Genomic DNA, 12011 nt, shown 5'->3' on the forward strand with positions numbered 1-12011 from the left:
AATTAGTAGTGAAAATGAAAAATATAAAAACAATAAGTTTGATTCTCATTAGTTTGATAACTTTAAATTGCGAATCTAAAAACTCAGAAAAGAAATCAGAAGACACTCAAGAACTTCAAAATGTCTCAGAATCTAAAATAACAAAAGAAAATCAAAATTTAGATCAATATGCAACAGCATATTTTGCATCAGGGTGTTTTTGGTGTGTGGAAGCTATTTTTGAAAGTGTAAAAGGAGTTCATGAAGTAGTTTCTGGCTATAGTGGTGGTAATCAACCTAATCCAAATTATGAAAAGGTGAGTAGTGGTAGTACCGATTATGCGGAAGCTGTTAAAATATATTATGATCCAAAAATAATTTCCTTCAACGATTTAGTCATTATCTTTTTTGGTTCACATGATCCAACTACTTTAAATAAACAAGGGCCAGATGCAGGTACCCAATATCGATCAATAGCATTTTACAAAAATGATTCTGAAAAAGAGATCATTCAGAACTACATCAATCTATTGAAAAAGGAAAAACGTTTTGATAAACCCATTACCACAGAAGTAAAAAAATTCACTAAATTTTATCCTGCGGAAGACTATCATCAAAATTATGAATCTTTACATCCCAATAATTCGTATATAAAAAATGTATCAGTACCTAGAATCAATAGATTCAAAAATAAATTTCCAAACTATTTAAAATAAAAAAAATTATGAAAGCTATTGCAAATCAGTTTATAAATGTCTTAATGGTAAGTGTTTTGACCATTTCATCATTATCTTGTCAAGAAAAGAAAACAAATTCAAAAACAACCGCTCAGAAATATCCGGAAGCTTTAAGTAAAAACGAATGGAAAACGAAATTAAGTCAAAATGCATATTATATAATGGTCGAACAAGGTACAGAGCCAGCATTTGACAATGCATATTATAACAATCATAAAAAAGGAATTTATGTAAGTGCAGCAACGGGAAAACCTTTGTTTAGTTCAGAAGATAAATTTGATTCAGGCACCGGTTGGCCATCTTTTACTAAACCTATCAACAAAGATGCTGTGATTTGGGTAAAAGATAACAGTTATGGAATGACACGTGATGAAGTTGTTGAAAAAGCTACTGGTTTACATTTAGGTCATGTGTTTAATGATGGACCGGAACCAACAGGATTAAGATATTGCATCAATTCAGCGGCTTTAAAATTCATAGAAGAAAAATAACAAAACGAGTGAGAAATAGTTTCACTCTATAATTTTATATTTTACATAATGTATATTATATTTCAATTATATATATATTTTTAAACGCTATAATTATAGCAATTCTTAACGTTCTAAAATTTATTGAATAATTAATTTATCAGAATAAATTGCGTTATCGGTTTGGATTTGAAATAAATAGATACCTTTAGAAAGATGATTGGTAGTATATCTATTTGAAGAAATATTCTTTTTGTCAATCAATTTTCCAGAAAAATCATATAAAGAAAATACAAATACATCCGAATCTACTTTTATATTTAAAATTTGATTTTCACGAACTGGATTTGGGTAAATTTGTATGGTAGCATTTAAATTAATCGTATCAATACCTAAAGAATTACAATTTCCTGAATAATTCGCTGTAGCGTCTTTTAACCAAGTTGCATAATTTCCAATACCAGCAGTTGCATTTGTACCATTATCAACTTCAATACAACTTAATGAAGGATTATTCGTTGCATTAAATGAATTTAAAATGTTGTTACTTCCGTTTTTAACAGATAAAGAACTTAAATTATTATTGGCCGCATTTAAGCTTGTTAATTGTGTATTTGTATTTAGATTTAAATCAGTAATTTGATTTCCAAATAGGTTTAGATATTGTAGATTTGATAAACTACTCACATCTAAACTTGTTAAAGAATTATTAGATACGTCTAAAAATGCAATAATTGAAGTATCAGAAAAAGTTATACTCGTTAGATTCATATTTGTTAAACTAACATCATATAAAATAGGATTTCCACTTAAATCTATAGTTGTAATTGGATTATTATTAATATATAGTGCTTCTATAGATGTAAAATCTTGTAAACCAGTTAAATCTGAAATATTATAATTGCTTAAAATATTTAAGTCTTCTAAGCCAGAAATATTGTCTGTAGGTACATAATTATCCAATGGTCCAAAATCAATGGATAAATCTATTAGTAATTGTTCAAAACCATCATCTGGAATATAAGTGTTTTGAGAATAAATAATATGGGTAAATAGCAGTGAAATTAATAAAAAGTAATGCTGCTTCATAAATTTATAATTAAAATTATTAACAAATTTATAAAAAAGTTTGAAAAAACAATGCTTTTACAGAAAAAACCCCCATAAACAGGTGTTTTTACCTGGTAAAAAAAGCGTATGTGTTTAAAATTACGAAATAAAAAATTGTATACCATTGAATAAAATCTTAGATTTGCGTCCCTTTAACTATTACGTCTATGGAAAATAAATATGCACAAAAATTAATTGAGAAAATTCAAAAAGAATTGTTACAAAACAAATTTGATTTGGACTCAATTATTAACGATTTAAAAAAAATTAGGGAATATTCTCTTGAAGAACAAAACCCAGTGGTTACTAAAGCTTTACGTTTAGCTTATGAACATTTAGAAGCAAACAATGCATTTTTAATTGGTATTCCAGATGATGAACCAATACATGAGGATGATCAAACGGAACAAAATGTATCTGATGAAAATGATATTGAAAGTTTTGAATATTTCTTATCTCTTTTACATGATTTATCTAAAAAGAATAATCTATTAGATCTAAGAGAATACAATAAAGCATTTATTGCTTTTTAATAAAACTCAAAAAAATACTAAAAGAGTTCATCATGAACTCTTTTTTTTTATCTATACTTTAACAGAAAAACCTTAAAAATCTTAGTAAATTTGCATTCCTAAATCTATTTTTATGTACAAGCAAAAAAAATCTAGAGTCAGACTTCTACATCAATATTATAAATATACCGGCTTTTATTCCTTTATTTGGGAAAATTCAAAAAAAGCTTTAGTACCTCTTGCAGTAATTGTTGGTATTCTTTTGTACATTAATTATTATGTAATGAGTATTGACAAAATGTTGGTTTATGCGACTCAAAATTTTAGTGATATATCCATATTTTCTTTATTTCTTGTTTCTGAAAGTATTTTAGGTTTATTGCCTCCTGATATTTTTATTGCTTGGACCAAAAATACTTCTTCTCCACTACTCTATTTATCGATATTAGCAGCTCTTTCCTATTTAGGTGGTGTTATATCTTATTATAAAGGAAGAACTTTATTACTGATTCCCAAAATAAATGATTATTTAGAAGGAAAAATGACAAAGCATATTCGAAACATGCAAAAATGGGGCGGTTTTTTAATTGCTGTAGGAGCCTTATTGCCTTTACCTTTTGCAATTGCTTGTTTAGCTGCTGGAATGATTAAATTTCCGCAAAAACATTTTTTCCTTTTTGCTTCCCTTAGAATATTTCGTTTTGTTATTTATGGATACGTTATTTACGCCGCTTTATCATGATTAAATTTTTTAAAATTATCGCTTCTTTAGAAGGGATTTCCTTACTTGCTCTTTTATTTTTTGCTATGCCAATGAAATATGCATTTGACCAACCTGTATATGTAAAATATATAGGAATGGCGCACGGTATATTATTCTTATTATATATTGCTTTAGCAGTTCTATTAAAATTCGAACAAAAATGGGAGGCAAAAAAATTTGCTATCATCTGCTTGGCTTCAGTTATTCCTTTTGGAACATTTTATATTGAAAAAAAATACTTGTAACATTTATTAGATGATTCTTTTTAATTGGGCATATAAAATATTGAAAGACTTAGATTTTAGTGAAAATATTGCCATTTACACTAATCTTCTAATCAACCTATTTATTTTAATTGTTATAGCCTATTTACTTGATTACATTTTTAAAAAAATATTGATTATTATTTTAGCTATTGTAGCAGCGCGAACGAAATCGACCTTTGATGATTTTTTAGTTGCTAATAAAACTGCTAAATACATAGCCCATTTAATTCCACTCATTTTTATTTACAAAACGGTTCCTATTATATTAAAAGATTTTAGCTACTGGGAAGGTTTCTTCGAAAAAAGTGTCAAAATATATATTATTATTCTTTCACTTTGGATCATTCGAAGTGTTTTTAATGCTTTAAAAGACTATCTCAAAAACAAACCAAGATATAGTGATAAACCCATCGATAGTTATATACAAGTAATCATGATTATGCTCTGGATATTTGGAATAATTTCTTTTATATCCGTGCTATTTAGTGTCAATAAAACTGTTTTTGTAACTACTTTAGGTTCAGTTTCAGCTATAGTAATATTAATTTTTAGGGATACAATTCTAGGTTTTGTGGCCAGTATATCAGTTTCCGTAAATGATATGGTTCGCATTGGTGACTGGATAACTATGGATAAATTTGGAGCAGATGGAGATGTAATCGAAATTAATTTGGCTACAGTAAAAGTTAGAAACTTTGACAATACTACAACAACAATACCTACTTACAGTTTAATTTCTGATAGTTTTAAAAATTGGAGAGGTATGCAAAATTCGGATGGTAGAAGAATTAAACGTTACCTTTTAATTAAAGCAAAATCCGTACATTTTATAGAAAAAGAACAATTAGAATATTACAATAAAATTCAGAATATAACGTCATACATTACGCATCGACAAGCCGATATAGAAAAATATAATACCAATAATAATATTGATAAATCATTAATTGTTAATGGAAGAAATCTTACCAATTTAGGCCTATTTAGAAAATATATCGAAACGTATTTAAAAAATCATTCTGGTATTAATAAAGGTATGATGCTTATGGTAAGGCATTTACAACCTACTGAGAAAGGAATACCTATCGAAATCTATTGTTTTTCAAAAGATAAAACTTGGGAGAATTATGAACATATAATGGCCGATATTTTCGACCATATTATAGCGTCTGTTTCCTTTTTTAATTTAGAAGTATACGAAATAGACAATTTAGTAACTACTCCTTAAAATTTTTTTTCAATCTTTCATCAACAAATTCAACTTTTGTTTTACCATGTGGCTTAGGTTTTCCATGCTCGTCTAAATTAACCATCGTTATTGAATCCACTGTTAATATTGTTTCCTGAGTCATCTTATTTCGAGCTTTGCATTTTAAAGTTAAAGAAGTTTGCCCAAATTTAATAACTTCAATCCCTAATTCAATAATATCCCCTTGTTTAGCAGAACTCATAAAATTAATCTCTGTCATATGTTTGGTAACTACACGTGTATTTTCCAATTGAATAATAGTGTATAATGCCGCTTCTTCATCAATCCAAGCCAATAATCTTCCTCCAAATAAAGTTTCGTTAGGGTTTAAATCTTCTGGTTTAACCCATTTTCTAGTATTAAATCGCATCATTATTTTATTTTCTATTACATTAAAAAAAAACAAAAATAGAACAATGCCTAAAATTATTGATATAATAACGTAATTTTTATTTTTTATAAACTTAAAAATGCCTACTTTCGCACTTATTTTTTAACATTATAAAAATTATGAAGAAAGTTATTGTTTTTTTATCCCTTTCAATGATGTTTACGTCTTTGATTTCTGCCCAAGAAGAAGCTAAAAAACAAGATGAGATTGATTTTAACAAATGGTCTATCGATTTTAATGCTGGTCTAAGTAAACCTACTACACCATTTTCTGCAAATTACTATGCGAGTAATACTAATTTTATCCATGGTGATTTAGGTTTAAGGTACATGTTTAATAATAAATTTGGTTTGAAATTAGACGTGGGGTATGATTCATTCAAAAACAAATCAGAAAGTTTTGAATTTGAAGGACAATACTATAGAACAGATTTACAAGGTGTACTTAACTTAGGTAGGGTACTTAACTTTGAAGAATGGACGAACACTGTTAATCTACAAGCACACACAGGTTTAGGTTTTTCTTTCATGACAAATGATAAATTTGAAGGTAATGATGACATGACTAACTTCATTTTAGGTCTTACTGCTCAATTCAGATTATCTAACAGACTTGCTTTGAATGCAGATTTTACCATGATTAATAATGTGAATCAAACCTATACATTTGATGGTTATGAAGATCCTTCTGTTGCTGGTGACAGAGGTTTTAACAGTACTTTGTATAATGCAAGTATTGGATTCTCTTTTTACTTAGGTAAAAATGAAAAACACGCAGATTGGTTTATTCCAAGAAACAAACAATTGGATGAATTGGAAGCTCGTGTAGCTGAATTAGAAACCATGATGAATGATACAGATCGTGATGGTGTGCCTGATTATTTAGATGTTGAGCCAAATTCTATTACGGGTGTTGCTGTAGATACAAAAGGACGTGCCGTTGACATGAACAATAATGGTATTCCTGATGAAATTGAGTCTTATATTGAAAAAGTAAAAGGAAATCAAACTGCAAAAGAAGGTCAATCTATTGAAGATATCATTAATGGTGGTTATGTAAATGTTTATTTTGATACCGCTTCAAGTAAACCAAGAGCAGATTCTTACGCTGCAATCAATTTTGTTGTTCAATATTTAAAATCAAATCCTGGTACTAGCGTTGAAGTAATTGGTTACGCTGATGAAATTGGTACTTCTGAATACAATGATAAATTATCTGCAGCAAGAGCTTCTTTTGTTAAAGATGTTATCATTAAAGCTGGTGTAGATGCTTCTCGTTTAGTGGATGTAGCTAAAGGTGAAGACGCATCTGTAGATGTAAATTCTCCTCATGCAAGAAAATTAGTAAGAAGAGTAACTTTCAAATTGAAGTAATTAACAATACTATCTTAATAACTTAAAAAGAGCCTCCAAATTTGAAGGCTCTTTTTCTTTAACTTTAGTTATACTATAAATCACACTATTATGAGAACTAAAGATGAAGCTATATTAGAAATTAGAGGTGAATCCATAGGTGTTATTACTGAAACTTCTTCAACTGAAGAAAAATTTCAGAATCTAACTTTAAGACCTATATTAAAATTTCAAAATGATTTGTTTTTAGAAGTTTTTCGTAATTATGCTGTAAAACAAAAAGGTGTCTTTTTTACACTTAATCCAGAAAAAAAAATGAATTATATTGAACATGTAATTCAAAGAGATATTAAATTTAGAAATGCCTTAAAAGGAATGGTAATTGGCATGTTTACCATTTCAGAATACAAAGAGTATATTCAAAATTCTTCTAATATTAATAAAAGAATGATGAATTTACTCATTGAAAGGTTAAAAAGTCAAATTCAATTATTTGAATAATTTTTTACGAATACAAACTTTCTCCATTTAAATTTGTGGTTAAAACGTCACTCATATAATTAAAGAAAGGTCGCATAGCTTGAAAAGTGTCAATTACTTCATCTTTAAAATTAGGCGCTAATACTTCCTCATTCGTAAAAGTTCGTGTAACTAAAAATTGTTTTTTTCGAATCAAATCTATATTGGGATGATTCTTATCAAAATCTCGCGGAGCTGTCTTCAACTCTTCCCCTTCTAAAGAACCAAAATAGGTTTTAAATGTTGAATCAGATGTAATTTCTCTTAATTCGGATGCATCTAATTCCAATTCTTTTCGAATACGCAACAAATCCTCGGCATTAGGTTCCCAAAAACCACCACCTACAAAACTTTTATCATTTTCAATATGCAAATAGTAACCTCCTCGCAATAATGGTTTGGTTCTTCGATAAGCTACACTAAAATTAACTTTGTATGGTAATTTATTCTTTGAAAATCGAACATCTCTATAAATTCTAAAAATTTGCATATGTTCTATATGATCTATTTTTCCTAAATCCTCACCAACTTCTGTAAAGAATTGTTTCATAGATTTAGCATATTTATCATATCTTTTTTTATTTTCAGTAAACCATTCCCGATTATTATTTTCTTTTAATTCTAATAAAAAAGATATATATTCTTTATTAATTTGGCTCATTTTTTAATTTTTTGAAAATTTAAATTGTTAAAAAAATGTTAACGAACTATTTTTTGTGATTATGTTTAAAATTTTAATTCATAACTTTAAATACCCCAAAGTCTAATTAAATACTTACTATTATGAAAACAAAGTTACTTTTATTACTGCTACTAACTAACTTCGTTTACAGTCAAGTAACGGACGTATTAACCAATTACAGCTCCGCTGGGATATCTAATCTTACGTATAAAGATAATTTTATTTATTTTAATTCGTATGTAGAAAAGAAAATTTATCGTTTTGATTACACACAAACCAATCCAACAGTTGAATTAGTGTATCAATTCTCTGAAAATCCTAATTTTGTATTTGTCAAAAATGACATTTTGTATGTGGGTGTAGAAAACCCATATCGAACCTACAAAATTGAATTAGATAGTGATAATTTTTACACTACTCCTGTAGCAAATGTGGCTGGCCCAATGGTACAAATTAATGATGATTTGTATATTGGCCAATATGCTGCATCAAAAATAGTAAAAGTAAATCTAACTACCTTACAGCAGTCTGATGTTTTAGTAGGTTACAAACCTAACTTTTTTACGGTTTATAATAATAAATTATTTTTTACATCGAATTACACGAATGCATTATATAAATATGATGCATCAACCGGAAATTTAGATACCGTTTTAAATAATTTAAATTATGCTTCCGGAATTGTTATGAATGATACCTCATTTTACATTTGTGAAAGCTCCGCTAGTTCCATTTCTTGGTATACCAATCCAGATTTTCAATTTGAAAGTATGGTTCAATTACCAGCTAATTCTTGGCCTAATGGATCTATTATAATAGACAACGAACTCTTTTTTGTTCAAACAATTGCAGGAAAAATTTCAAAAATGACCATAAATACTACATTAAGTACTACTCATTTTGCGAATCAGGGATCAAAAATTATGATTTACCCAAATCCGAGTTCTGATACTATAAATGTTGAAAGCTTATATGCTCTAGATACCTACCAGATTTATGATATGCAAGGAAAATTGATTGAAAATAAAGAAATGAACAATAATAGCATTAACATTTCTAATTTATCTAAAGGAAAATATATTTTGGCTTTGGATAAAATGAGACATTCCTTTATAAAGAATTAAAATTGAAATTATTACATATGAATTCTAAAAAACTATTCGAGTTACGTTTTTAAAATTCATCTAATAACCATAGTATTAAAAAACGCTCTATTATATAAATTTAGAGCGTTTTTTATTGTTTTAAATCCAAATTTATTTCACTCGTTCCTTTAGAACTTGAACCACATTTTCCAGTTGAAAACCCTTGGCTTGTAATAAAATCAAATAATGGAATAATAAATCTGCACTTTCAGATAGAAAGAGATTATCATTGGTATCTTTTGCTTCAATTACTACTTCAACAGCTTCTTCTCCTACTTTTTGTGCTATTTTATTTATCCCTTTCGAAAATAAACTAGCCACATAACTTTTTTCAACTGCATTTTCTTTTCTATTTTTTATAGTTCTCTCTAATTCACTTATAAAACCATATTCTTGAGTATTTGTTTCTTGCCAACAGGTATCTGTGCCTGTATGACAAGTAGGTCCTTTTGGCCTAACTTGAACCAGTAAACTGTCATTATCACAATCATTTTTAATAGAAACTAATTCTAAATAGTTCCCACTCTCCTCACCTTTTGTCCATAATCTCTTTTTGGAACGGCTGTAAAAAGTGACTTTATTTGTTGCTACTGTTTGGTCAAAAGCTTCTTGATTCATATAACCCAACATTAACACGTTCTTGGTAACATTGTCTTGAATAATTGCTGGAATGAGTCCGTCATTATTTTTTGTAAAATCTATTTTCATATTCAAAGTTTATTGACAATTTATTTATCAATTATGTTGTATCATTTTAAATTCTGATAGCGATACCTTTATCTTTTAAAAAATATTTCAAATTTGGAATTTCAATTTCTTGATAATGAAAAACACTTGCTGCTAAAGCTGCATCAGCTTTTCCTTGTATAAATGCATCAGCAAAATGTTGTGTATTACCTGCTCCTCCTGAAGCAATAATTGGAATATTAACCCATTCGGATAGTTGTGACAAAGCTCCATTTGCAAAGCCATTTTTAGTTCCATCATGATCCATAGAAGTAAATAAAATTTCTCCTGCACCTCTTTTTTCCACTTCCTTTGCCCAATCAAACAAATCTAAAGTAGTAGGTTCTTTGCCTCCTACAAGGTGAACTACCCATTTATCATTGATTTTTTTGGCATCAATAGCTACTACAACACATTGACTTCCAAATTTTGTTGCCAATTCATTTATTAAATCCGGTCTTTTAACAGCAGAAGAATTAATTGAAACTTTATCTGCACCGTTTTGTAATAAAAGAGTCACATCTTCTATAGAAGAAATACCTCCACCAACCGTGAAAGGTATGTTGATTTTTTGAGCAACTTCTTTTACCAGATTAGCTAAGGTTTTTCTGCGTTCTTCAGTTGCTGAAATATCTAAAAAAACTAGTTCATCTGCTCCAGTCTCTGAATATTTTTGAGCAAGTTCAACTGGGTCACCAGCATCTTTTAAATCTAAAAAATTGATACCTTTTACGGTGCGCCCATTTTTAATATCCAAACAAGGAATAATTCTTTTTGTAAGCATTTTAATTAATAATATAAGATTCTAATTGCTTTAATGTAATTTTTCCTTCATAAATTGCTTTCCCAATAATGGTACCTTCGCATCCTAAAGCTGCCAATTTTGGTAACTCTTCAAAAGTAGAAATCCCTCCAGATGCAATTAATTTAACAGAAGAAACTGATTGTAAAATTTCTTTATATAATTCAAAACTAGGTCCTTGAAGCATTCCATCTTTCGCAATATCGGTACAAATCACATAAGAAATCCCTTCTTTTTCATACTTTTGAATAAAAGGAATCACTTCTTCGTTGCTCTCTTCTAACCAACCAGAAACAGCAATTTTTCTATGATGTGCATCTGCTCCAAGTATGATTTTGTTGGCACCAAATTCCTGTAACCAATTTTTAAATAAGGATGGATTTTTTACTGCGATACTGCCACCTGTAATTTGTTGTGCTCCACTATTGAAAGCAATTGTTACGTCTTCGTTGGATTTTAATCCTCCTCCAAAATCAATTTTTAAACTCGTTTTTAAAGCAATTTGTTCCAAAACTTTATAATTTACAATACGATTCGATTTGGCACCATCTAAATCCACTAAATGTAAATGTGTAATACCATGATTTTCAAAAGATTTAGCTACTTCAAGAGGATTTTCGTTGTATATTTTCTTTGTCGAATAATCGCCTTTAGATAATCGAACACATTTTCCGTCTATAATATCAATTGCTGGTATAATTCTCATATTTTCAGTAATTTTAATTGGTCATTGTTATGAAATTTTTAAGGATTTTTTCACCATATACTCCACTTTTTTCAGGATGAAATTGTACGCCATAAAAATTATCTTTACGTAATGCAGTTGCGTATTCGGTTTCATAATTTGTAAAAGCAATTGCATATGAATTTTTTGGTGCGTAATAACTGTGAACCAAATACATATATTCATATTCAGAAATACCTTCAAACAAAGAAGATTTGAGTTGGTAAATTGTATTCCAACCCATCTGAGGGACTTTCACAGAATTAGAAAATTTAAGAATATCCACATCAAAAACACCTAAACCTTTTGTAGCACCTTCTTCAGAACTTTTGCATAGTAATTGCATTCCTAAGCAAATCCCTAAAACAGGTTGTTTTAATGTGGGAATCAAGATATGCAAACCACTTTCTATTAATTTTTCCATTGCGCTGCTAGCTTCTCCTACACCAGGAAAAATTACTTTATCGGCATTTTTTATTTCTTTCCAATTGTTAGTAACCACGGCTTCAATACCAATTCTTTGCAAAGCGAATAGAATACTTTGAATATTACCCGCTCCATAATCTATGATTGCTATTTTCATT

At 28.7% G+C, this 12011-nt stretch carries 16 protein-coding genes; 9 read left to right on the plus strand and 7 right to left on the minus strand.

What is annotated here, in order from left to right:
* Positions 1 to 14 precede the first annotated feature (14 nt).
* Entirely contained in the window at positions 15 to 695 is a 681-nt protein-coding gene (gene msrA, locus FHG05_RS03780) for a peptide-methionine (S)-S-oxide reductase MsrA (RefSeq protein ID WP_140996682.1), read from the plus strand.
* Between the two features lie 8 nt (positions 696 to 703).
* Positions 704 to 1207 carry a peptide-methionine (R)-S-oxide reductase MsrB gene (gene msrB, locus FHG05_RS03785; protein ID WP_198172260.1) on the plus strand — a complete coding sequence of 168 codons (504 nt, stop codon included), beginning with the start codon at positions 704 to 706 and terminating at the stop codon, positions 1205 to 1207.
* Between the two features lie 120 nt (positions 1208 to 1327).
* Here msrB and FHG05_RS03790 read toward each other — a convergent pair whose 3' ends face one another.
* Entirely contained in the window at positions 1328 to 2275 is a 948-nt protein-coding gene (locus FHG05_RS03790; protein ID WP_140996683.1) for a T9SS type A sorting domain-containing protein, read from the minus strand.
* Positions 2276 to 2463: 188 nt separating this feature from the next.
* On the opposite strand from FHG05_RS03790, the gene FHG05_RS03795 reads away from it, so the two are divergent.
* From FHG05_RS03795 to FHG05_RS03810, 4 genes are all read left to right on the plus strand, one after another.
* On the plus strand, positions 2464 to 2829 hold the full coding sequence (locus FHG05_RS03795; RefSeq protein ID WP_140996684.1) for a hypothetical protein: 366 nt from the start codon (positions 2464 to 2466) through the stop codon (positions 2827 to 2829).
* Positions 2830 to 2941: 112 nt separating this feature from the next.
* Positions 2942 to 3550, plus strand: coding sequence for a YqaA family protein (locus tag FHG05_RS03800; protein ID WP_140996685.1), 609 nt, complete (start codon positions 2942 to 2944; stop codon positions 3548 to 3550).
* Positions 3547 to 3816 carry a DUF3817 domain-containing protein gene (locus FHG05_RS03805; RefSeq protein WP_140996686.1) on the plus strand — a complete coding sequence of 90 codons (270 nt, stop codon included), beginning with the start codon at positions 3547 to 3549 and terminating at the stop codon, positions 3814 to 3816. Before FHG05_RS03800 ends, FHG05_RS03805 begins: the two co-directional genes overlap by 4 nt.
* 10 nt (positions 3817 to 3826) lie before the next feature.
* Positions 3827 to 5065: a mechanosensitive ion channel family protein gene (locus tag FHG05_RS03810; RefSeq protein WP_140996687.1), complete on the plus strand. Its 1239-nt coding sequence runs from the start codon at positions 3827 to 3829 to the stop codon at positions 5063 to 5065.
* On the opposite strand, the gene FHG05_RS03815 is transcribed toward FHG05_RS03810, so the two are convergent.
* Positions 5055 to 5456 carry an acyl-CoA thioesterase gene (locus FHG05_RS03815; RefSeq protein WP_140996931.1) on the minus strand — a complete coding sequence of 134 codons (402 nt, stop codon included), beginning with the start codon at positions 5454 to 5456 and terminating at the stop codon, positions 5055 to 5057. The genes FHG05_RS03810 and FHG05_RS03815 overlap by 11 nt on opposite strands.
* A gap of 140 nt (positions 5457 to 5596) precedes the next feature.
* Between FHG05_RS03815 and FHG05_RS03820 the strand changes: the two genes are divergently transcribed.
* Entirely contained in the window at positions 5597 to 6850 is a 1254-nt protein-coding gene (locus FHG05_RS03820) for an OmpA family protein (protein ID WP_140996688.1), read from the plus strand.
* A 90-nt stretch (positions 6851 to 6940) separates the two neighbouring features.
* Positions 6941 to 7330 carry a glyoxalase gene (locus tag FHG05_RS03825; protein WP_140996689.1) on the plus strand — a complete coding sequence of 130 codons (390 nt, stop codon included), beginning with the start codon at positions 6941 to 6943 and terminating at the stop codon, positions 7328 to 7330.
* Between the two features lie 4 nt (positions 7331 to 7334).
* Here the strand turns inward: FHG05_RS03825 and FHG05_RS03830 are convergent, their stop codons facing one another.
* On the minus strand, positions 7335 to 8009 hold the full coding sequence (locus FHG05_RS03830; RefSeq protein WP_140996690.1) for a DUF2461 domain-containing protein: 675 nt from the start codon (positions 8007 to 8009) through the stop codon (positions 7335 to 7337).
* Positions 8010 to 8131: 122 nt separating this feature from the next.
* Between FHG05_RS03830 and FHG05_RS03835 the strand changes: the two genes are divergently transcribed.
* On the plus strand, positions 8132 to 9154 hold the full coding sequence (locus FHG05_RS03835) for a T9SS type A sorting domain-containing protein (protein ID WP_140996691.1): 1023 nt from the start codon (positions 8132 to 8134) through the stop codon (positions 9152 to 9154).
* 132 nt (positions 9155 to 9286) lie between these two features.
* Here the strand turns inward: FHG05_RS03835 and hisIE are convergent, their stop codons facing one another.
* Genes hisIE through hisH form a run of 4 tightly spaced genes read right to left on the minus strand, consistent with a single transcriptional unit; the run spans position 9287 to position 12010 of the window.
* A complete protein-coding gene (hisIE, locus tag FHG05_RS03840) occupies positions 9287 to 9883 on the minus strand; it encodes a bifunctional phosphoribosyl-AMP cyclohydrolase/phosphoribosyl-ATP diphosphatase HisIE (protein ID WP_140996692.1) in 597 nt (198 codons plus the stop codon).
* A 46-nt stretch (positions 9884 to 9929) separates the two neighbouring features.
* Positions 9930 to 10685 (minus strand): imidazole glycerol phosphate synthase subunit HisF, encoded by a 756-nt coding sequence (hisF, locus tag FHG05_RS03845; RefSeq protein ID WP_140996693.1) that lies wholly within the window; start codon positions 10683 to 10685, stop codon positions 9930 to 9932.
* Between the two features lies 1 nt (position 10686).
* A complete protein-coding gene (gene hisA / locus FHG05_RS03850) occupies positions 10687 to 11409 on the minus strand; it encodes a 1-(5-phosphoribosyl)-5-[(5-phosphoribosylamino)methylideneamino]imidazole-4-carboxamide isomerase (RefSeq protein ID WP_140996694.1) in 723 nt (240 codons plus the stop codon).
* Between the two features lie 13 nt (positions 11410 to 11422).
* The gene (gene hisH, locus FHG05_RS03855; RefSeq protein WP_140996695.1) at positions 11423 to 12010 is read right to left on the minus strand and encodes an imidazole glycerol phosphate synthase subunit HisH; all 588 of its coding nucleotides are present in this window, start codon (positions 12008 to 12010) and stop codon (positions 11423 to 11425) included.
* Between the last annotated feature and the right edge of the window lies 1 nt (position 12011).

This window comes from Flavobacterium profundi, from assembly GCF_006491645.1.
Lineage (GTDB): Bacteria > Bacteroidota > Bacteroidia > Flavobacteriales > Flavobacteriaceae > Flavobacterium > Flavobacterium profundi.